General features: G+C 62.3%; 16 protein-coding genes. 2 read left to right on the forward strand and 14 right to left on the reverse strand.

The features are described from left to right. Positions 1 to 39 precede the first annotated feature (39 nt). From HUS66_RS04695 to HUS66_RS04725, 7 genes are all read right to left on the reverse strand, one after another. A complete protein-coding gene (locus tag HUS66_RS04695; protein ID WP_254628680.1) occupies positions 40 to 825 on the reverse strand; it encodes an MlaA family lipoprotein in 786 nt (261 codons plus the stop codon). A gap of 91 nt (positions 826 to 916) precedes the next feature. Beyond that, positions 917 to 2,038, reverse strand: a complete 1,122-nt coding sequence (locus HUS66_RS04700; protein ID WP_175069780.1) for a beta-ketoacyl-ACP synthase III — start codon at positions 2,036 to 2,038, stop codon at positions 917 to 919. Further along, positions 2,035 to 6,054: an ATP-dependent RNA helicase HrpA gene (hrpA, locus tag HUS66_RS04705; protein WP_175069781.1), complete on the reverse strand. Its 4,020-nt coding sequence runs from the start codon at positions 6,052 to 6,054 to the stop codon at positions 2,035 to 2,037. Before hrpA ends, HUS66_RS04700 begins: the two co-directional genes overlap by 4 nt. Before the next feature lie 136 nt (positions 6,055 to 6,190). Next, entirely contained in the window at positions 6,191 to 7,852 is a 1,662-nt protein-coding gene (locus HUS66_RS04710) for an AMP-binding protein (protein WP_175069782.1), read from the reverse strand. A gap of 306 nt (positions 7,853 to 8,158) precedes the next feature. Then, on the reverse strand, positions 8,159 to 8,956 hold the full coding sequence (locus HUS66_RS04715; protein WP_175069783.1) for a class II glutamine amidotransferase: 798 nt from the start codon (positions 8,954 to 8,956) through the stop codon (positions 8,159 to 8,161). Then, positions 8,949 to 10,829, reverse strand: coding sequence for a VWA domain-containing protein (locus HUS66_RS04720; RefSeq protein ID WP_175069784.1), 1,881 nt, complete (start codon positions 10,827 to 10,829; stop codon positions 8,949 to 8,951). The genes HUS66_RS04715 and HUS66_RS04720 overlap by 8 nt, the downstream gene beginning before the upstream one ends. 12 nt (positions 10,830 to 10,841) lie before the next feature. After that, positions 10,842 to 11,261 (reverse strand): hypothetical protein, encoded by a 420-nt coding sequence (locus tag HUS66_RS04725; RefSeq protein ID WP_175069785.1) that lies wholly within the window; start codon positions 11,259 to 11,261, stop codon positions 10,842 to 10,844. Positions 11,262 to 11,333: 72 nt separating this feature from the next. On the opposite strand from HUS66_RS04725, the gene HUS66_RS04730 reads away from it, so the two are divergent. Then, positions 11,334 to 13,379 (forward strand): S9 family peptidase, encoded by a 2,046-nt coding sequence (locus tag HUS66_RS04730; protein ID WP_175069786.1) that lies wholly within the window; start codon positions 11,334 to 11,336, stop codon positions 13,377 to 13,379. A gap of 109 nt (positions 13,380 to 13,488) precedes the next feature. Here HUS66_RS04730 and HUS66_RS17935 read toward each other — a convergent pair whose 3' ends face one another. The 7 genes from HUS66_RS17935 to dnaX all read right to left on the reverse strand — a co-directional run bounded on the left by HUS66_RS17935 (position 13,489) and on the right by dnaX (position 19,637). Beyond that, entirely contained in the window at positions 13,489 to 14,217 is a 729-nt protein-coding gene (locus tag HUS66_RS17935) for a hypothetical protein (protein ID WP_217487901.1), read from the reverse strand. Positions 14,218 to 14,417: 200 nt separating this feature from the next. Then, positions 14,418 to 14,867 carry a YcgN family cysteine cluster protein gene (locus tag HUS66_RS04740; RefSeq protein ID WP_175069787.1) on the reverse strand — a complete coding sequence of 150 codons (450 nt, stop codon included), beginning with the start codon at positions 14,865 to 14,867 and terminating at the stop codon, positions 14,418 to 14,420. A 52-nt stretch (positions 14,868 to 14,919) separates the two neighbouring features. After that, the gene (locus HUS66_RS04745; RefSeq protein ID WP_175069788.1) at positions 14,920 to 15,225 is read right to left on the reverse strand and encodes a YcgL domain-containing protein; all 306 of its coding nucleotides are present in this window, start codon (positions 15,223 to 15,225) and stop codon (positions 14,920 to 14,922) included. Beyond that, positions 15,218 to 16,381 (reverse strand): ribonuclease D, encoded by a 1,164-nt coding sequence (gene rnd / locus HUS66_RS04750; RefSeq protein WP_175069789.1) that lies wholly within the window; start codon positions 16,379 to 16,381, stop codon positions 15,218 to 15,220. The genes HUS66_RS04745 and rnd overlap by 8 nt, the downstream gene beginning before the upstream one ends. A gap of 32 nt (positions 16,382 to 16,413) precedes the next feature. After that, positions 16,414 to 17,019, reverse strand: a complete 606-nt coding sequence (gene recR / locus HUS66_RS04755) for a recombination mediator RecR (RefSeq protein WP_175069790.1) — start codon at positions 17,017 to 17,019, stop codon at positions 16,414 to 16,416. Beyond that, entirely contained in the window at positions 17,019 to 17,345 is a 327-nt protein-coding gene (locus HUS66_RS04760; RefSeq protein ID WP_092525021.1) for a YbaB/EbfC family nucleoid-associated protein, read from the reverse strand. Before HUS66_RS04760 ends, recR begins: the two co-directional genes overlap by 1 nt. 42 nt (positions 17,346 to 17,387) lie before the next feature. After that, positions 17,388 to 19,637 carry a DNA polymerase III subunit gamma/tau gene (gene dnaX / locus HUS66_RS04765; protein WP_175069791.1) on the reverse strand — a complete coding sequence of 750 codons (2,250 nt, stop codon included), beginning with the start codon at positions 19,635 to 19,637 and terminating at the stop codon, positions 17,388 to 17,390. Positions 19,638 to 20,557: 920 nt separating this feature from the next. Between dnaX and HUS66_RS04770 the strand changes: the two genes are divergently transcribed. Next, positions 20,558 to 20,809, forward strand: coding sequence for a hypothetical protein (locus tag HUS66_RS04770; protein ID WP_175069792.1), 252 nt, complete (start codon positions 20,558 to 20,560; stop codon positions 20,807 to 20,809). Positions 20,810 to 21,066 lie beyond the last annotated feature (257 nt).

A 21,066-nucleotide genomic window follows, 5' to 3' on the forward strand; every position in this document is an offset into this window, starting at 1 on the left:
CTTCCCGCGGATCACTTCCGGGCCGCCGTCAGGCGCACGTCAAGGCGTCGGTGCCGCCTCGTTGTCAGTGTCGGACTGGGTCGCACCGACTTCGTCGTCAACCGCAAAATCGCTGTCGTCAAACTCGAAGCTGTCACTGGCAAAGGGGTCATCGCCCACCTCGCCGTCGTTGACCTCGAAGCGTCGCTGCTGCAACCAGGTATCGCGAATGAAGCTGTAGCGATCGCCCTGGATCAGACGCTCCTGATCGAGCAGCGCGGCCCGCTTGTCGACCAGACGCAAGAAGGTCAGGCCATAGGCGACCTTATCTTCTTCCACATGGGTCACTGGGTCGGTGTACATATCCACCGGTAGGCCGGAGGTATCGCGCACCGTGCTTGGGCCAAGCAGCGGCAGGACCAGATAAGGGCCCTCGCCTACCCCCCAGACAGCGAGGGTTTGGCCGAAATCTTCCTCGCGCCCGGTGATCCCCATATCAGTGGCAATATCCAACAGCCCGGCCAGGCCGAGGGTCGAGTTGATCACGAAACGTCCTGAGGCGATGCCCGCGTTCCCCCACTTCCACTGCAGCACGCTATTGAAGGCCGTGCCCACCTCACCGAGGTTGGAAAAAAAGTTGCCGACCCCCGTCTGCACCGGTGACGGCGTCACATAGTCGTACCCCTGAGCAATCGGCTTCAGAGCATAGCGATCGACGGTGTCGTTGAAGGCATAGACCTTGCGGTTGAAGCCTTCCCAGGGGTCTTGCGGGTTACGCTCGGCGGTCTGAGTGCTGGCACAGCCGGCCATTCCCATCACGGCGCTTAGCAGGATGGCCTTCGCCATCACTCCCTGAATCCTTTGGCCTTCGGGCCTACGCGTGCTCTCTTTCATCGACGTTCCTTGGCAGTTCTTCCTGCAAATCATCTTACGGCCGTCATGTACGGCGCACCACGACGCAGCCGGCACTGTAGCCGGCTCCGAAGGAACACACCACCCCCAGCGCGCCGGAGTGCAGATCGCCGCGATGTAGATGGAAGGCAATCATCGAGCCCGCCGAACTGGTATTGGCATAGCGATCGAGAATGATCGGCGCCTGATCATCACGGGGCGGCTGTCCCAGCACCCGGCGCGCGATCAGGTCGTTCATATGCTGATTCGCCTGATGCAACCAGAGTCGTGACAGGTCAGCGGCCTTCTGCCCCAAGTCGTCCAGATGCTGCTGAATCAGCGAGGCTACCAGGGGGCAGACCTCCTTGAAGACCCGCCGACCTTCCTGGACGAAAAGCTTGTCCAGCGCCTGGGGATCGGCATCGGTGACGCAGTTGAGAAACCCCGCATTGTTGCGGATAGCATTGGAAAACTGGGTGACCAGCCGGGTGCCGAGAATTTCGAAGCGCTCGCTACCGCGCGCCACGGCATCGTCTTCGATCACCAAGGCGGTGCAGGCATCGCCGAAGATAAAATGGCTGTCGCGGTCGCGAAAATTGAGATGCGCCGAGCAGATCTCGGGGCTAACCACCAGTACGCGTTGGGCGCTACCGGCAAGGATTGCATTGCGCGCGGCATCGAGGGCAAAGGTCGCCGAGCTGCAGGCCACGTTCATGTCATAGGCATAACCGCCGGCCCCCAGCGCCGCCTGGAGCTCGACCGCCACCGCCGGATAGGCCCGTTCCAGGTTGGAGCAGGCAACGATCACCAGGTCGACCTCCTCGGCCTGCACCTGGGCGGCATCCAGCGCCTGGCGAGCCGCGGCAAGGCCCATCTCGGCCTGTTGCGAGAGCTCGTCATTGCCACGCTGAGACAGCCTCGGCCGCATACGCTGTGGGTCCAGGATACCCTCGGCGTCCAGCACATAGCGGCTCTTGATACCCGAGGCCTTCTCGATGAACGCACTGCTGGAATGCGCTAGCGCCTCTCTCTCGCCGGCGGCGATGGCCTCTTCATGCTCGGCATTGTCGCTGTCCACCCAGGCATTGAAGGCCGCCACCAGGGCATCATTGTCGATGGCATGGGGCGGCGTATAAAGCCCGCTGCCGGTGATCACTGCGGTCGTCATGGGGTCCTTCCTGTGATTTCTGCCCAGCGTTTTTCTAGCCGCTTGGAGGAAACGGGCTCTAGGGTGCCGAGCTGCTGGGCGAAAAGCGACACGCGCAGTTCCTCTATCCACCAGCCGAACTCAGTGAGCTCAGGGTCCTCGGGGCCTTGGCGACGCCCGGCCTCGCGGCGTTTGGCAAGACGCGTCTCGAAGTCCTGAATGTCCTGCATCAGCATCTGGTCACGATTGCGCTCTCTAGGGGCCTTCTCGAGGCGGATCTGTGCGGCTTCCATATAGCGCGGATACTGTTCGAGCCAGGCACCTGCTTCAACCACGAAGCCCGGATGCACCAACCGCTGCATCTGTGCCTTTAGATCACTGTACACCAGCGCCAAGGCGAAGCTGAGATTGCCCTTCAACGCCTTGGTCACTGCCAGATGGCCGTTCAGGGCGCGCTCCAGCACCTTCACCAGATGCTCGCCGTGGGGCAGCAACTGCTCACGGGTCTCGACCAGGCGTGTCTCGAGCGCTTCACGCGAGCGCGGCAGCGGGTCCACCGCCACCACCTGCAGGAACACGGCCTCGACGAGATCGTCGATGAGCTGACGCTTGCTGCCCACCTTGGCGAACAGCAGGGCGCACTTGTCGAGCCCTTTCACCCGCTTGAGCTCACGCACCGCCTCGGGGGCACGCTGCATGGCCAGCCGCTTGATGCCATGACGATGCGCCTCGCGGGCCTTGGCGGGATGCTCAAAGAGCTCGACGGAGAGCCCCTCGGTAGCCTCGACCAATGCCGGGAAGGCCTCGACGCGAATGCCGGCCTGGGTAGTCACCCGCGATTCGGGCAGGGCCGCCTCGGGAAGATCCTCGAGCACCTGCTGCTGGCCCGTTGCCTGCTCCGCCAGTGCCTGGGCACCTTCGCTTGCCGCCTTGGCGAAGCGACGCTCCAGCTCGACCGGATCACGCCCCTCGCCTAACACCTTGCCGTCGTGATCGACCACGCTCAGGTTCATGCGCAGGTGGGGCTCGAGCTGATCGACCTGCCAGTCATCGGGACCCAGGCGCAGGCCGGTCTTGACGCGCAGGAAGTCACCGAGGGCGGCAGTCAAGGAGACATCATCGGGCGTCAGGGTCGCCAGGGCCGCATCCACCCAGTCGGGGATCGGCACCACCTGTCGACGCACGGACTTGGGCAGCGATTTCATCAGCGCGATGCACTTCTCGCGCAAGAGCCCCGGCACCAGCCATTCGAGTCGCTCGACGGGCAGTTGGGAGAGCATCGCCGCCGGCACCGTCAGGGTCACGCCATCGTCGCTGGCGCCGGGCTTGAAGTGGTAGCGCAGCGGGTAGCGCACCCCGCCGAGCTGGAGTTCATCCGGATACTGTTCCTCGGTGACATCCTCGGCACCGCGGGCCATCAATGCCTCGCGGTCGAACTTGAGGATGTCGGGATCCTGGGCCTCGGCCTTCTTCCGCCAGGCCTCGAAGCCCTTGCCATTGATGATGTCGGCAGGCAGCCGCTGGTCGTAGAAATCGAACAGCGTCTCTTCGTCGACCAGAATATCGCGCTTGCGGGCACGATCCTCGAGGTCTTCGACTTCCTCGATCAGCGAGCGGTTGTAGGCGAAGAAATCCGCCTTGGTGCGATACTCCCCTTCGACCAGGGCACGGCGAATCAAGAGTTCACGCGCCTCGGCCGGGGCGATCGGCCCATAGTGGACGCGGCGCCGATTGACGATGGGCAAGCCGAACAGGGTCACCTGCTCGAAGGCCACCACCTGGGCCCGCTTCATTTCCCAGTGGGGCTCGCTGTAGGTGCGCTTGACCAGATGACCGGCCAGCGGCTCGATCCACTGCGGTTCGATGCGTGCCACCTCGCGGGCGAACAGCTTGGACGTCTCGACCAGCTCGCCGGCCATGATCCACTTCGGCCGCTTGCGACCCAGGCCGGAACTCGGGTGAACCTGAAACTTGCGATTGCGGGCCCCAAGGTAGTCGCGGGTTTCGAGCAACTGGCCAATATTCGACAACAGGCCGGTCAACAGCGCCTGATGCATTGCGGTGGTATTCTCGCGGCGGCGCTTGGCTCGCGCTTCGTCGTCTTCCGGCAGCGGCGCCGGAGCCGGCACCTTGATGCCCATGTCGTTAAGCAGCTGACGCAGCTGGCGGAAGGTGTCGTGCCACTCTCGCAGGCGCAGATAGCTCAGGAAATGATCGCGGCACCAGCGCCGCAGCCGATTGCCGGAGAGCTCTTCGCGAGCCGCCTCGAAGCCGGCCCACAGGTTCAACCAGGCGACGAAGTCGGAGTCCTGATCCTTCCAGCGCGCATGGGCCTGGTCGGCCGCCTGACGCTTCTCCGCCGGGCGCTCGCGGGGATCCTGAATGGCCAACGCCGAGACCACGATCAAGGTCTCGCGCAGACAGCCCGACTCGGCGCCGGCCAGTACCATGCGGGCCAATCTCGGGTCGATGGGCAGGCGCGCCAGGCGGCGACCCAGCTCGCTCAGGCGATTGGCCTCGTCGACCGCCCCCAGCTCGAACAGCAGCCGGAAGCCGTCCTTGATGAAACGCGAATCCGGGGCATCGACAAACGGAAAGGCCTCGATCTCGCCAAGCTTCAGCGACAGCATCGACAGAATCACCGAGGCCAGATTGGTGCGCTGGATCTCGGGCTCGGTGAAGGCCGGCCGCGACAGGTAGTCGTCTTCGTCATAAAGACGAATGCACACACCCTCACTGATACGCCCGCAGCGGCCCTTGCGCTGGTCGGCGCTGGCCTGACTGACCGGCTCGATGGGCAGCCGCTGCACCTTGGCGCGATAGCTGTAGCGGCTGATGCGCACCAGGCCAGGGTCGATCACATAGCGTATGCCCGGCACCGTCAGCGAGGTCTCGGCGACGTTGGTCGAGAGCACGATGCGCCGCCCGGCATGAGACTGGAACACCCGGTTCTGCTCAGCGTTGGAGAGCCGGGCATAGAGCGGCAGCACCTCGGTGCCTCGCAGATCGGCACGGCGCAGGGTATCGGCGGTCTCACGGATCTCACGCTCGCCGGGCAAGAAGATCAGCACATCCCGCGGGCCATGCTGCCAGCGTTTCTCACGCTCGATGACCTCGATCTCCTCGACGGCCTGCAGGATGCCCTCCTGCAGGGTACGGTCCTCCTCATCGTCCTCTGAGCGCACCAGCGGGCGATAGCGCACCTCGACCGGGTAGGTGCGCCCGGAGACCTGCACCACCGGCGCCGGGGTGGCACTACCGTCCTGCTGCGGGCGACGCTCGTCGGCGAAATGCGAGGCGAAGCGATCCACGTCGATGGTAGCCGAGGTGATGATGATCTTGAGGTCCGGACGGCGCGCGGTCAGACGCTTGAGATAGCCCAGCAGGAAGTCGATGTTGAGGCTGCGCTCGTGGGCCTCGTCGATGATGATGGCGTCATAGCGAGAAAGGTCCGGATCATGCTGAGTCTCGGCCAGAAGAATGCCGTCGGTCATCAGCTTGATCAGGGTGGCGTCGTTGGTCTGATCGGTGAAGCGCACCTGATAGCCGACCTGCTCGCCGAGCGTGACCTCGAGTTCCTCGGCCAGCCGCGTCGCCACCGAGCGTGCCGCCAGCCGCCGCGGCTGGGTGTGACCGATCAGGCCACGGCGCCCCAGCCCCAGCTCCAGGCACAGCTTGGGAAGCTGGGTGGTCTTGCCGGAACCCGTTTCGCCGGCCACCACCACCACCTGATGCTCGCGAAGTGCCTCTAGGATGTCATCACGGTGCTCGACCACCGGCAGCTCGGCCGGATAGTTGAGCGCGACCGGCTGGGCACGCCGCTTGGCGAAGCGCTGCTGGGATTTCGCCAGTTGCTGCTCGATATCGGCGAGGCCGCGCTCAATCGGCTGGCCCTGCTTGGCCCGGCGCCTCAACCCAGCCAGACGTTTGCCCAGGCGACGGGCGTCGCTGAGCAGGCAGTCATCGAGCTGCTGCTGCAGGGCATTAAGACGAGTGGTATCGGCGGCAGTCGGGGCGCGGGTCGTTGTGGTGCTCAAGGCAACCTCATTGGCTAGAAGTCAGCGGCCCGCGACGGTAAGACCACCGCGGGCCAACCATTGTACCGCTCGCCCGGCGATGGTGCCTACTCACCCGCCCACTCGGCCCACTCGGCCCACTCGGCTTCTGGCCACCTCAGGCCGGCGTATCGCGAAGCTCGCGACGCAGCACCTTGCCGACGTTGGTCTTGGGTAGCTCATCGCGAAACTCGACGTAGCGCGGCACCTTGTAGGCAGAAAGCTGCGTGCGGCAGTAGGCGCGCAAGGTTTCGGCATCCAGGTCCGGGTTGCGGCTGACCACGAACAGCTTGATCGCCTCGCCGCTGTTTTCGTCCTCGACGCCCACCGCCGCCGCCTCGACCACATCCTGATGGCCGGTCACGATATCCTCGATCTCATTGGGGTACACATTGAAGCCGGAGACGATGATCATGTCCTTCTTGCGATCAACAATCCGAATGTAGCCGTCATCCTGCAGTACGGCGATATCGCCGGTGCGGATCCAGCCTTCGTCATCCAGGGTCTTGGCGGTTTCCTCCGCCAGATTCCAGTAGCCCTTCATGACCTGGGGGCCCTTGACGCAAAGCTCACCGGGCTCGCCCAGCGGCAAGACCTCGCCATCGGCATCGACAACCCGTACGGAGGTACCGGCCACCGGCTTGCCGATACTGCCAAGCTGAATGGCATCGATCGGGTTGAAGGAGACGATCGGCGAGGTCTCGGTCATGCCGTAGCCTTCGGCGATGGCACAGCCGGTGAGGCTCTCCCAGCGTTCCGCGGCGACCCGGGTCAGCGCCATGCCGCCGGAGATGGTCAGCTTGAGCGACGAGAAGTCGAGCGCCTTGAAGTCCTCGCGCTGACACAGCGCATTGAAGAGGGTATTGAGGCCGATGAAGCCGGTGAAGCGGGTCTTCTCGAGCAGCTTGACGAAGCCGTCCAGGTCGCGTGGATTGGTGATCAACACCGAATGATTGCCGGTCTCGACCATGAACAGGCAGTTAACCGTAAACGTATAGATGTGATAGACCGGCAGCGGCGCGATGATGGTCTCGGCGCCCTCTTGAAGCGCCGGCCCAATGGCCGCCCGGGCCTGAAGCATGTTGGCGATCAGGTTGCGGTGAGTGAGCATGGTGCCCTTGGCGCGTCCGGTGGTCCCCCCGGTATATTGCAGGGCGGCGATGTCCTCTGGGCGGCGCGCCACGTCCTGGTAGTCGAGTCGCCGTCCCTGTGCCAGCGCCGAGCGAAAGCTGATCGCCGTAGGCAGCGCATAGTGCGGCACCAGTTTTTTGACGTACTTGACCACCGTGTTGATCAACAGCCGTTTGGCAACGCCGTGCAGGTCGCCAAGCTCGGTGACCAGCACATGGTCGATATCGGTCTTGTCGAGCACTCGCTCCAGCTTGTCGGCCATATTGGCCAGGATCAGGATCGCCTTGGCGCCCGAGTCCTTGAACTGATGGGCCATCTCTCGCTCGGTGTAGAGCGGGTTGGTGTTGACCACCACCAGACCGGCGCGCAGGGCGCCGAACACCGCCACCGGAAACTGCAGCAGGTTGGGGAGCTGGATGGCAATGCGGTCCCCAGGCTCCAGATCTGTCTTGTGCTGTAGCCAGGCGGCGAAGTCGCCCGACAACCGGTCCAGTTCGGCATAGGTCAGGGTCTGACCCATGCAGCTAAAGGCCGGCTTATCGGCGAAGCGCTCAACCGACCCCTGGAAGATATCCATCACCGAGGTGTAGTCATCGAGCCCCTCGAGGGCCGGGCCGGTGAGGGTCGCTGCACTGGCGTGCTCGCTCATGGGCAGATCTCCGCAATCGCGCCGACACGACCGACGCACTGATCATTGTAGATGGAAGACGGTTGATGAAAGACCGCCGCGTGGCAGCCGAACCAGTTTTCAAACGAACGATTGAAACAGGTGTTAAACATCAACCAGACGTTGCCACTCATGAAGCAATGACGCCATGCCACTTTCGTCATTGGTCTCGCCCATCATGCCCTGGTGCCCGCCCTTGATGGAGCTTGGGAACGCTGTTCCAAACGGCGCTAGACCAAGACGTCTGGCCAGCCTTTATTGGCCGGCATCTTCAGTCAGCCCCTTTAGTCAGTCGTTATAGTCAGGTTCTGGCAGGAAACGCGCCCGTATCTCACCGTCATGCCAGACCAGGAGCTCCCCGGGAACCATCCGCACCCAGTCCTCGTTATCGGTCAGAGGCTCGGTCGCCAGCACCGAAACCACATCATGTTCGGTGGTATGCTCGGCGAAGTTAACGTTCAACTCGGCATCCGACAGGTTGGCCTCACCGAAGGGGGCACGGCGTGTGATATGCGCAAGCTTGGTCGAACAAAAACTATAGAGGTGAACGCCGTCGGAAAGCAGCAGATTGAAAACGCCCTTACCGCGCAGGCGCTCGCAGCAGCGGTGTAGCAGCTCCCAAAGCGCCTGAGGCTCCTCGGGCGGCTCGGGAAAGTGACGGCGCAGCTCGCCCATCAAATAGCAGAAGGCATGCTCGCTGTCGGTGCTGCCAATCGGTCGACAGACGCCCAGTGGCAGATCCTGCCAACTCTCGAGCTGACCGTTATGGGCATAGCACCAGGGACGCCCCCACATTTCGCGTGTAAAGGGATGCGTGTTGGCCAGGCGCACCTGACCGACATTGGCCTGACGGATGTGGCTGATCACGATATGCGACTTGATGGGATAGTCACGGATCAGCCGGGCAATGGGAGAGTCCACCGAGGGGTGCGGGTCGCGAAACTCGCGATAACCGCCCTCTTCGTAGAAGGCGATGCCCCAACCGTCGCGGTGGGGCCCCGTGCCGCCTCCACGATGCAAAAACCCCGCGAAACTGAAGCAGATATCGGTGGGCACATTGGCGCTCATGCCGAGCAGTTCACACATGCGGATCCTCACTGCGACGCGACGACTCTGATTGAGCGGGCAAATGCCGCGACGTTTGCCCCCCTCGGCGCCTGCGAGCGCCAAGCCCCCAAAGCACCAGCAGCAAAACGACCGCAAGCGCCGCCCAGACAAGCCAGGACCGGGGCTGGTCTTCAAGATTCTGCATCAGCCGTTTGGCCTGACCGGGCAGCGCATTGATGGTCTCCACCACTCGGTCGGCGGCAGCGTCCTTGTCGGTGGCATCTGCCTCGGACAGACTCGCCGCACTGCCCGGCGCCTCCGGCAGATCACGGCTGATCAATTCGGCCCCGTCCAGGCGTGCCTCGTCGAGCAGGATACGGCCATCAGGATTGAGCAGCAGTCGCGGCAGCTTGAGTTCCCGCGACTCACCGTCCAGCTGCACCTGGGCGTCGATCTGCAGCGGCACACCGATATCGGCCGGCAGTTCGGGCAGGTTCACCCGCCAACGACGCTCACCCAAGGACTCGATAGGCAGCGCCTCCCCCTGCAGCGTGGCGCTTAAGCGCGTGTTGGCGGCATTGAGCGCCGGGTGCTCGGCCTCGAACCACACCTGGCCGTCTTCACGGCGGGCACTGATAGCGGGCAGCACATTGACTGCCTGAACACGCTGGCGATGGACGTCCTCGCCTTCGACATCGATGACCAGTCGCGCATTGCCGGTCAAGTTCGGGGCCGGCAACACACCACTGAAGCGCTTGGCGTCAGGAGTCGCCTGCGTCAGCGGACTGGCCGTCATGACCGCCCCATCGAGCGCCTGTAGCTCGACCGTGACTCGCATGTCATCAAGACGGCTGGCCTCCAGAGGCGCGCCGTCGTCCCTGGCGAGCCAGGCTTCCAGCGGTAGGTCGAAGCCCTGATAGAGGGTCGCGGGCAATTCAGTGGTATGCAGCACCAGCGGCGACACCACGCTGACGCGACTGTCCTGCGCCAGATCACCTTCGACCCGCCACTCGCCCTCTTCAGGTGAGGGCACGGTGATCAGATCGAAGCGCGGCTGGCGCTGCCAACTGGCACCAGCGGGCAGATTCTCGGGCGTGTAGCGACGGCCATCGGGACCAACGAGCACCGAGGGGGCAGTATCCGGCTCGTGGAACAGCAGTGCCGAGAAGGTCTCCACCTCCGGATCGATGGGGAAGCGGTTGTCGCTGAGCGGTACCTGATCGGTCGGAAAGATACGCTCGAAGATATCGAGAAAGCCGCGCAGCAGGTCTTCGGGGCTCTGGGCGAGAGCGGCAAGCCCCTGGCTCGCCTGGGCGAGACGCTCGACCAGCGCCAGGTCAGCCTGTGGCGAAAAGGCAATGGCATGGATGGTGACGCCTCGCTCGGCAAGTGCAGGGGCGAGTTCATCGAGCAGCGTCTGGCGCGAGCGAGCATCTCGAATAGCCTTATTGCCACCGGCCGGGTCCAGGTCAATGACGCCGTCGGTGAGCAATATCAGATGTCGCTCACCGCCGGACTCCTCGCTGGCCTGACGGATCGCCGCCTCGATATCGGTGTACTGCTGGTAATCGACCAGCCGAGGCGCCAGGGCGCGTGCCTGCTCGCGCCAGCGGCGATCTACCGGGCCAACGGGAAGCGGGTTCTCGACACGTTCGCCGAAGGTCCAGAGCCCACCGCGAGAGCCCGCAGGCAGCAGCGAGGCCAACAGCTCCAGGGCGCTGGCGCTCAAGCGCTCGGGGTCGTTGTCTCGCATGCTGCCGGATACATCGAAGATCACCCGCACGTCTGCTGTGGCGTCTGCCTGCGCCTGATGCTTGTCGTCCTTTGATTCGACGTCCTCTGTCACCTGCTGGGCAAAAACGGTGGTCGACCACAGCAGACAACCCAGCACGGCACCGAACATGACGCGCATAGGTACTTCCCCTTAACCGATGACCGGCTCCTGGCGTTCATGGCTTGATGCTTCCGGCCGTTCGGCAGCACGCGCCTTGGGTGCCGGTGGACGGCGCAACAGCTTCCAGACGCCGAGACCCAGCAAGGCACCCAGTACGGCCCCTACGACCAGCAGCAGCGAAGCCCCGGCCATGGCTCCCCCCTTCCCTTGCAGAACGGCGACCGCGGCCACGACCACTGCCGGCGCGATGCCGGAGTGGGCCTCGGCCTGATCCAGCGTCGTCAGTGAGTAACTGGCCGGCATCCAGATGATACCGGCCACCAGCCCGGTGGTGACCCAACGGGGCAGCCGGGGCAGGAAGCGAATTCCCAGGTGGCCAGTCACCAGCACAACCAGCGACAATAGGCCATAGATCAGCCACAGTTGTGGCAGCGAATTAGACAACAGCATCGTTTCTCTCCAGGCGCACGCCCCTTGGCGCACGCTTCTTCTGTTAATTGCACATATGGTACACCGCACCTAATGAAAGCACAGCCGTATGCCTCGCCCATCGACCGTTTCCACCGCCCGGAGGACCCCGACTGGCACTGGCTGGAAAACCGCAACGACACCTCCGTCGGCGACTTCCTCGACGCCGCCAACGCCGAAAGCAGCGCTTGGTTCGCGCCACTGGAGTCGGAGGTCGAAGCGCTCTATCAGGGCCACCTGGCCCGCCGAGAACTGGCCGTCACCGGCCTGCCGGCGCCGTTGGACCACTATACCTACTGGAGCGAAACCGCCGCCGATGCCGACTACCCGCGCTGGTGGCGCCACCCGCTCGACGCGCCATCCCAGCGGGAATGCTTCCTCGATGTTGGGGAGCGTGCCGCCTCACTGGACTTCCTCGAGGTCGGCGACATGGCCCTGTCGCCCAACGAAGCCTGGCTGGCCTGGACCGAAGACACCAGTGGCGACGAGATGTTCAGCCTCTATCTGAAGTCACTGCCCGACGGGGAACCTCAGCTATTGCTCGAAGGCATTGGCCCCGAGCTGTGCTGGGCAGAGGACGATCGCACGCTGCTGTTTACCCGCTATGATGACATTCAGCGCCCGGAGAGCATATGGCGGCTGGATACGGCAGCGCCTGACCAGGAAGCCCAGTTGATACTGCGCGAGGACGATCCTGAATTCTGGCTGGGCATCGGCAAGACGCGTTCGCGCACCTGGCTCGTGCTGGAGAGTGCTTCCAAGGACACCAGCGAATGCTATCTGCTGCCGGCCCTGGCGCCGGATCACGCGCCACAGTGTTTCCGAGCACGAGAAGCCGGCGTCGAATACGCGATCGAGCATCGCCCCGGCCATTTTTACGTCCTGAACAACCGCGAGGCGCCGCATTTCCGATTGGACGTGTGCCCGGAGAACGACCGCGATAGCTGGCAGCCACTGATTGCCCACCGCGATGATCAGACCCTCGAGGGAATCGACGCCTTCGACTGGGGGCTGGTAATCACTGAGCGCGATCACGACAAGGCGCAGGTATATCTTCGCGTGCTCGAGTTGGATGCCTCGCACAGTATCCAGCGCGACGAGCGCCTGCCGCTGCCCGAAGAACCCTGCAGCCTGGCCCTGGGGGATACGCCGCATTTTGGCGAACGGCGGCTACTGCTGCGCGAGGAGTCCTTCACCCTGCCGATTCGCTGGCTCAGCCACGACCTGGATACCGGAGAACGCAAGTTGCTCAAGCAGCAGCCGGTGCATGGCAGCCTGCTCCCGTCGCAGCTCACCTGTCAGCGAGTATGGGCCGAAGCCCACGATGGCGAACGGGTCCCGGTCTCCATCGTTGCCCGCGCCGACCGTCTCGGACAGGCACCGATGCCGACCCTGTTGTACGGTTACGGCGCCTACGGTGAAGTCCTCGATCCCTGGTTCTCGGTCGCCCGGCTCGAGCTCTTGGAAAGGGGCATCGCCTTCGCCGTTGCGCATGTTCGCGGTGGCGGCGACCGAGGCGAACCCTGGTATCTGGCCGGTAAGCTCGAACACAAGGAAAACAGCTTCCGCGATTTCCTGGCCGCCCGTGACCGGCTGGTCGAGATGGGGCTGAGCGAGGCAGATAGGGTCGTCGCCTATGGAGCCAGTGCCGGCGGGCTGCTGGTAGGGGCAAGCCTCAATCTTGATCCCAAAGCCTTCTGCGCCGCCGTGCTCGATGTGCCCTTCGTGGATGTGCTTCGCACCATGGAAAACCCGGACCTCCCTTTGACCATCGCCGAGTACACGGAATGGGGTAATCCGGGAGACCCGGCGGTACGCCAGCGCCTCAAAGGCTATTCACCGCTGGACAATCTCCAGGCGCAGCCCTATCCAAGCGTTTTCCTGCAAGGCAGTTGGCATGATGCTCGGGTGCCCTATTGGGAGCCCGCCAAGCTCTATGCCCGTCTGCGGGAACTGGATAGCGCCCGTGGCCCCATCATCTTGCGCACCGACATGGGAGCTGGCCACGGCGGTGCTTCCGGTCGCTTCAAGGCCTGGCATGATAACGCCCGCCAGGATGCTTATGTTCTCTGGGCCCTAGGGCTGGCCGAACAGGCCTGACAGTTGCTCCGCTCGTGACAAGGCCTCGTCCGGCTTGCGCTGGACGAGGCCTTTTTGACACTAACCGCTCTACGCTAACGGTACAGTGGGCGAAAACGGCCTAGCGCGATCAACCACCTGCACCGGAACCCGTACCGCCGGCACCGCCGCCGTTACCTCCGCTGCCGCCGTTACCGCCGGCACCGCTGCCACCACCGCCACTGCCACCACCGGAACCACCGCCGCCGCCGGAACCACCACCATCGCCGGAACCGCCACCACCGGAACCACCGCCACCGCCGCCGGAACCACCGCCACCGCCGCCGGAACCACCGCCACCGCCGCCGGAACCACCGCCACCGCCGCCGGAACCACCGCCACCGCCGCCGGAACCACCGCCACCGCCGCCGGAACCACCACCGCCGCCGCCGGAACCACCACCGCCGCCGCCGGAACCACCGCCGCCATCACCACCCCCGCCGCCGCCATTGCCAGGATCGGTCGGATCAGTAGGGTCGGTTGGATCGGTGGGGTCGGTTGGACTCGTCGGAGCGGTGGGTTCAGGTGTGCCCGGCGGAGGCGAGATAGCGGCTACCTGTAATAGAAAACCGTCACAGCCACTATCCAAGAAGCCACCACCGCCACCGCCGCAGCCACCACCGCCTGCCGCCGGAGCCTCGAGATCGTCGATTAATGCATTCAGCTCTGCATCCGTCAGCGTGTCGTTACCAATATCTCGCATCTGATCCGGTGGTAACGGACTAGCGAAGCTCTCTTCCGGTGACGATTGCGCCAAGGCACCTGTCGATGACAAACAACCGATTGCCACCGCCAGGGCCGTCAACTTGAACGTTTTCATTGCCTGTCCCCTTGCTGCTGCCCCTTGGCTGACGCATCGCCTCTCGGCCTGCGTAGAACATTTTGTTACATACCTTCATATCATGGTTACCTAGTGCCACCTTCACCATCGGAAAAGGGAATGGTTCTTCAGCATCAGAAATTGCAATAAAAACGCTCAGGCAAGCGCGAAGAAGGTCATGCTCAGGGGGGAGAGAACGACTAACCGTCGATAGGCAGGATCGCGATGATGTGGTCTTCAAGTGCCTCTTCAGGCACGTCTTTCTGCGACACGGCAAAACTGGCCACGCTGATACCCTTGCGATGAACCCGGGTGGGATCACCGGAAATCAGCGGATGCCAGCCAGCCAGTTTACGGCCTTCATGGAGGCGGCGATAAGCACAGGAATGCGGCAGCCAACGGAAATCGTCGACCCGCGCCGGCGTTAACTGAGTACAGTCGGGCACGCGGGCAAAGCGGTTCTCGTAATCGCTGCAGCGGCAGGACGGAATATCGAGAAGTTCGCAGGCGACGTTGAGAACGGCCACATCGCCACTGTCTTCATCTTCGATCTTGAGCAGACAGCACTGTCCGCAGCCGTCGCACAACGCCTCCCATTCTTCGCCGCTCAGCTCTTCAAGGGGATAGCGCTCCCAGAAACGCTCTCGCATAGGGACTCCTTGGTGCGCAACGAGGCGCAGATGAGAACGGAACGACGAACCGTCAATAGCTCGGCCGTGTCGGGGTGCGATACAGGTCCAGCAGGTACTCTTCCTTGGCCGGTGGCATCTGCAGATAGAACCCCTTTTCATCGATCGCTGCCATCACGTCCGCAGCCTTGGCGCGGGACAGGCGCTTATCGGCCGTGAGGATCATGGTCAGCACCGGTTCCGGCTTGCCAAAGTGCTCGAGCAGGGCATCAGGCAGGTCCTGCATGCCATTGCGCTTGTCGACGTAAAGATACATCTCGTCCTGACGTGAGCTCTTGAAAATCTCACATAGCAGCTTGCGATCGGTTGCATTACTCATGAGCGTTTACCTGTTTGAGCGCGGCGGCCAGGTCGTCAGCCAGACACTGACCACGCCAGCCGTTGGGCAGCTCCAAGGGACGGCCGAGCAGATTGGCCGCCACCAGCGACTCGATATCGCGACGGCGCATCAGCACCTCAGGCGCAATGCCCAGCCGCTCGGCCTGACCAGTCACCACTTGCTTGAGGGCCTTGAAGCGTTTCTTGAAAGGGCCAGTGAGCGGCGACGGCAGGGCCTCGGCAAGCTCGGCTTCATCACAGTGACGCGCCTCGCGCACTAGCGCCAGCAAGGTATCACCCTCGCGCTTGATCACGCCGGGCTTCAAGCCTTCCACCTGGGCCAGACCATGACGATCCTTGGGCATGCGCTCGGCAACCGCGTAAAGCAGCTTGTCGCTGACCAGCCAGCCACGAGGCAGGTTGCGTGCCCGGGCTTCGCCTTCTCGCCAGGTCGTTAGGCGCCGATAGGCCTCGACTTGTGGCCGCTCTAGACGCCACAGCTGGCGATGGCGCAGATACCACTGACTGTCAGCATCTAGGCTGCGCCCGGCTTGAGCGACGATGGCGGCACAATCGGCCTCAAGCCAGCCGAGGCGACCTCGCATCTCTAGGGACGCCCGCTGGGCCTGCCAGACCTCGAGAAGATAGATCACATCCAGCGCCGCATAGCGGCACTGGGAGTCGGACAACGGGCGCTCCAGCCAGTCGGAACGGGTTTCGTCCTTGGGCAGAACATGGCCGGTCCAATGCTCCACCAACCGCTGATAGCCCATCGCCGGATCTTCGCTGAGCAGCGACTGCGCCACCTGCGTGTCGACCAGCGGCCAGATGCCGACGCCGGCCCAACCGCCCAGCACTTCGAGATCCTCGCTACTGGCATGCAACAGCTTGAGTGGCCCTTCGGACAGCAAGGCTTTAAGGGCGGGAGTGGCGGCGACGGCCTGGGGATCGACTAGGTAGGCCGTTTCGCCGGCGCACAGCTGGACCAGGGCCGGCACAGGAAAGAAGGTCGATTCACGAAAGAACTCGGTATCCAGCGCCAGGGTGTCGGCGCTGGAGAGTGCCTCGCAGACCTCATCAAGAGCCTTGGGGGTATCAATCCAGCGAATATCGAGATCGCGATTTTCAGGTGCCAGAGATTCGGGTGCCGGGGACATAGCGTTTCCAATTAGTACTGCAAGCAGTCGACTCACTCACCGCTGAAGGGCAGGCGACCATTGAAGGCGCGGCTCAAGGTGCCGCCGTCGACATATTCCAGCTCGCCGCCCATGGGAACTCCATAGGCCAGGCGCGACAGACGAATCTGGCGGCCAGTAAGCTGAGTGGCGATGTAGTGTGCCGTGGCCTCGCCTTCCACGGTGGGGTTGGTCGCCAGAATCACTTCATCGACGCCATCTTCAGCGAGGCGTGCCTCGAGCTGGTCGAGGCCGATGTCTTCCGGGCCGATGCCATCGAGAGGCGACAGGTGGCCATGCAGCACAAAATACTGGCCGCGATAGCCACCCGCCTCCTCGATGGCCAGCATATCCGCCGGCGATTCCACCACGCATAACAACCGCTCATCACGGCGCGTGCTGCGGCATAGCCCACACACCTCTTCTTCGGTCAGAGTGCGGCAGCGCTGGCAATAGCCGACCTCAGCCAGGGCCTCGGCCAGCACGCTTGCCAGTCGTTCTCCGCCCTCCCGTTCGCGCTCGAGCAGATGCAGCGCCATACGCTGGGCGGTCTTGGGCCCCACCCCCGGCAGCACACGAAGCGATTCCAGCAGTCGGTCGACGAGGGGCGAAAAGCTCATCAGAACGGCATCTTGAAGCCAGGAGGCAAGTTCAAGCCGGCGGTAGCTTCTTCCATCTGCGCCTTGGAGGCCGCTTCGACCTTGCGAACCGCATCATTGACCGCAGCAGCCAGCAGATCCTCGAGGAGCTCCTTATCCTCTTCCATGATGCTCGGATCGATCTCGACCTTACTGACATCATGGCGGCCGTTCATGGTGACCTTGATCATGCCAGCGCCGGCTTCGCCCAGGACCTCGGCCTTGGCGGCCTCCTCCTGGACACGCTGCATTTTTTCCTGCATTTCCTGAGCCTGCTTCATCAGGTTGCCCATGCCACCTTTCATCATGGTGAGGTTCCTCTTGGGTCGTTGATTCGTGAACCAGCGGCGTCAGGCTGAATCGTGGCTCTGGCGCGGTTCGACACTATCTTCCACCAGACGAGCACCGAAGGCCGACTGGAGTTTCTGAATATGCGGGTCAGCCTTGAGGGCTTCAACCGCCACCGCATGACGCTCGGCATTGAGGCGCTCGGATTGACCTCGGGGCGTTTCTAGCGCCTCAGGGATCTCGCCCACCTCAATGCTCACCGTACGCTCGATGCCGACACCCGCAAGCGCCTTTTGGATGCGCTGAACGTGGACCTCGGCATTCATTGCCGCCTGGGAGGGCGCCAGACGCAACACCAGCGCCTGGCCATCGTCTCTTTCGACCACACAATGGGCCGCCAGGTTGCGTGTCAGGCCACCAAGCCCCAACCGCTCGAAGAGACCCAGCCAGGTCGCCTGATCAAGCATAGCGCCGCTATCAACCGGCGCATTCGTTGCGGCCGATGCCACCTCGGTATCGCTGGAAGCCGCGGCGTCCGGCGATACTTCAGCCACCGTTTCGGGTGCGGTATCGGGCACCGTTGAGGGTGCGGTATCGGGCACCGTTGAGGGTGCGGCATCGGGCACCGTTGAGGATGCGTCCGCTGCAGGCTCTGAAGTCTGGGAAAGTTGAGTACTGGCTTCAGCTTCCCAGGGGGCGGGAGCTGGGTCCATGGCGCCTAGCTCGGCACTGTTGTCTGCACTGTTGTCGGCGCTACTTTCAGGGCGATGCCCGGGCTCATGGCCGAGGCCCTGGCCGGCCTCATGACCCGCCACATCCTCGACGGCATCCTCAGCACCCCTCCCAGAGTCCTCCATAGCGGCCTCGACGGTAGACTCCCCGGCGCTCGTCATATCATCCGGAAGAGCTTCCCAGGGAGGCGGCTGTTCACTGGCAGAACGCGTATCAGCCGGTGCCATAGGCTCGGCCGGCTCAGGCGTGGGCTGAGAAGCCGGGGTTGGCGCAGGCGATGAAGGCTCGCGCTGATCGTCGCCAGAAGCAGAATCGGCAAGCGGCTGCGCAACCGCCCCTTGGGCGGGCGTCTGGGGAGAGGCCTGCGGCGCCGGCTGAGCGGTTTGTTCGGGGGCTTGTCCACTGGGCTTGCCTGACGCCTGCTCCGGCACGGCGTCGCCGGTCATCGGCAGCGGCGTCTGGGCCGGCTTGGGAACCCCTTGGGGGCGGAAGGCCAGTATCCGCAGCAGGGTCATCTCCAGCGCCGTGCGCGGCTCTGGCGCCTGATCCATGTCGCCACGGCCCTGCAGGCCGATCTGGTAATAGAGCTGCACGTCTTCGGCGGTGAAGCGCGAGGCCAGCGCCAACAGGACCTCACGGTCGCCGTGACCGTTATCCAGGGCGCCGGGCACCATCTGCGCCACCGCTAGCCGATGCAGTACACCAAGCAGATCATCGAGCACGCCGGCAAAGTCCGGCCCCTGCTCGGCCAGCGATGCCACTTCACTGAGCACCCGCGCCGCATCCACTTCCGCCAGCGCTTCGAGCAAGGTCAGCACATGGCGCTGATCGAGAGTACCCAGCATGGCAGCGACATCGGCCTGGCGTACCTGCCCCTGGCCGAAGGCGATCGCCTGATCGGTCAGGCTCATGGCATCGCGCATCGAGCCATCGGCCGCCTTGCCAAGCAACCACAGGGCGCTTTCGTCGAAAGGCACATTCTCGACCTCGAGCACTCGGCTCAGGTGCTCGACGATGCGCTCCGGCGGCATGTTCTTGAGGGTGAACTGCAAACAGCGCGACAACACCGTCACCGGTAGCTTTTGCGGATCGGTGGTGGCGAGCAGAAACTTCACATGCGGCGGCGGCTCTTCAAGGGTCTTGAGCAACGCATTGAAGCTGTGAGTCGAGAGCATGTGCACCTCATCGATGAGGTACACTTTATAGCGGCCCTGGGTGGGGGCATATTGCACGTTATCGAGCAGCTCGCGGGTATCTTCGACCTTGGTGCGCGAGGCGGCATCGACCTCGATCAGGTCAACGAAGCGCCCATCGTCAATGGCTCGACAGTTCTCGCACTGCCCGCAGGGAGTCGAGGTAACGCCGCTATCATCGTCGCCATTGGCAGTGCAGTTCAGGCATTTGGCCAGAATGCGTGCCAGGGTGGTCTTGCCGACACCGCGCGTCCCTGTGAACAGGTAGGCATGGTGCAAGCGCCCCTGATCCAGGGCGTTGACCAGCGCGCGCTGCACGTGCTCCTGCCCCACCAGCTCATGGAAGGTGCGGGGACGCCATTTGCGGGCCAATACCTGATAGCTCATGCAGCGCGAGATCCTTTAATCGAAACTTTGATCGCAACTTTGATCGAAACGTTGACCGGAACTTTCTTCGAAAACAGACGACGTCGTTCGCACACGACGCAGGGCCAGGCGCAGGGACTGAGCCGGCTCGCTATTCTAGCTGCTGGAGCGCATGGCCGAAAGGCAGGGGGAGGAGATCACAAGCAGGCGGAGATTTCGCCCTCTGAAATGGAGGCGGCCCCGACAGATACTCCCGAAGTCCTATCCAGTATCTTACCGAAGCACTTTCCGATGGTCTTGGCGATTGATTTTGAAAGCTTTTCACCAGAGCACCTACCAGCAGTGCTACCCAAGGATTCTACCAAGGGTCATGGCGATTTTGTATCACCTAATGGCAGCTCTACAAGCCTTTTAGGAATGACAATCAATAGCATTTCACTGTCCACCTCCTGCCCATCTTGTTGCTGTCCACGCCTGCCTAGCGCCCTCCTGTCACTCCCCGTTGTAAGCAATCTCCTACACCCTATTGAATAATAATCATTTAGTAACACCCAGTTTCCTACGGATACTTTGCGTAACACCACCCTTTTTGCTAATTTGATAGCGCCTAAAACAGGGAGGTTTAATAAATGAAGAAACTAATAATTGGTGCATCCTTATTATTCCTTAGCACTGGCGCTATAGCTCAACAGGGAATGTACTTAGATGAGGGCTCTTTAGCGTGCGTCACTGAAAGAGCATGGGATAGACAGCACTCATACTTAAGCCAAGGAATAAAGAGGCTTGTTGATGGGTGCATTATAACGAATCAAAAGCTTCAAGTTGTCCTTTTGGACATGGAGTTCATGAGCCCTAGCCAGGTTGAAATAGTGAGTAACGGACAATCTGTCTGGATAGACAACACTGACGTATCAAGCAATTAATCAGCAAGGAGGCTAATAGTGGCTATTGATGAGAACGGTGTACATTCGGCTGTAAGGCTTAATATTGGGGACATTACTCAAGTTCCAAAGCATAAATTCCCAGAGGAACCAAAGATTGGGATTTCTTACAGAATGATTAAAGACTTTGATGGTTGGACAGTAGCCCCTAACGACGGTGCTTACACGATGCCTTGCGTCATCCGTGTAGAAGAGATAGACGGTGACATTATCAACTGCGTGGTAACAGAGCTTCATAGGGATAAAATTTGACCAACACTTAAGAAGCCTTCGTCATGGGGGAGGTGTTTTCAATGCACTCCCCTTCTTTATCAAGAAACTTAACCACCTTCCAAGAATAACCAATAACGAATATAAGCATCACCTTTGGTTATCAATAACTGATTCCTTATAACTCATGCACAAAAAAGCCCCGCTAAGAAACGAGGCAAGGAGGATTAATACATTGATCTTTCAAGTTGCTTAACACGCCTATCTAGCAACTGATACTCGTTATGTAGATCACTATA

The organism is Onishia taeanensis (genome assembly GCF_013349955.1).
Taxonomy (GTDB): domain Bacteria; phylum Pseudomonadota; class Gammaproteobacteria; order Pseudomonadales; family Halomonadaceae; genus Onishia; species Onishia taeanensis_B.

Coding starts and splice junctions, on each gene's coding strand:
- HUS66_RS04695 (WP_254628680.1), bottom strand. CDS start 825: ATGGCGAAGGCCATCCTGCTAAGCGCCGTGATGGGAATGGCCGGCTGT.
- HUS66_RS04700 (WP_175069780.1), bottom strand. CDS start 2,038: ATGACGACCGCAGTGATCACCGGCAGCGGGCTTTATACGCCGCCCCAT.
- HUS66_RS04710 (WP_175069782.1), bottom strand. CDS start 7,852: ATGAGCGAGCACGCCAGTGCAGCGACCCTCACCGGCCCGGCCCTCGAG.
- HUS66_RS04715 (WP_175069783.1), bottom strand. CDS start 8,956: ATGTGTGAACTGCTCGGCATGAGCGCCAATGTGCCCACCGATATCTGC.
- HUS66_RS04720 (WP_175069784.1), bottom strand. CDS start 10,829: ATGCGCGTCATGTTCGGTGCCGTGCTGGGTTGTCTGCTGTGGTCGACC.
- HUS66_RS04725 (WP_175069785.1), bottom strand. CDS start 11,261: ATGCTGTTGTCTAATTCGCTGCCACAACTGTGGCTGATCTATGGCCTA.
- HUS66_RS04730 (WP_175069786.1), top strand. CDS start 11,334: ATGAAAGCACAGCCGTATGCCTCGCCCATCGACCGTTTCCACCGCCCG.
- HUS66_RS17935 (WP_217487901.1), bottom strand. CDS start 14,217: ATGAAAACGTTCAAGTTGACGGCCCTGGCGGTGGCAATCGGTTGTTTG.
- HUS66_RS04740 (WP_175069787.1), bottom strand. CDS start 14,867: ATGCGAGAGCGTTTCTGGGAGCGCTATCCCCTTGAAGAGCTGAGCGGC.
- HUS66_RS04745 (WP_175069788.1), bottom strand. CDS start 15,225: ATGAGTAATGCAACCGATCGCAAGCTGCTATGTGAGATTTTCAAGAGC.
- rnd (WP_175069789.1), bottom strand. CDS start 16,381: ATGTCCCCGGCACCCGAATCTCTGGCACCTGAAAATCGCGATCTCGAT.
- recR (WP_175069790.1), bottom strand. CDS start 17,019: ATGAGCTTTTCGCCCCTCGTCGACCGACTGCTGGAATCGCTTCGTGTG.
- HUS66_RS04760 (WP_092525021.1), bottom strand. CDS start 17,345: ATGATGAAAGGTGGCATGGGCAACCTGATGAAGCAGGCTCAGGAAATG.
- dnaX (WP_175069791.1), bottom strand. CDS start 19,637: ATGAGCTATCAGGTATTGGCCCGCAAATGGCGTCCCCGCACCTTCCAT.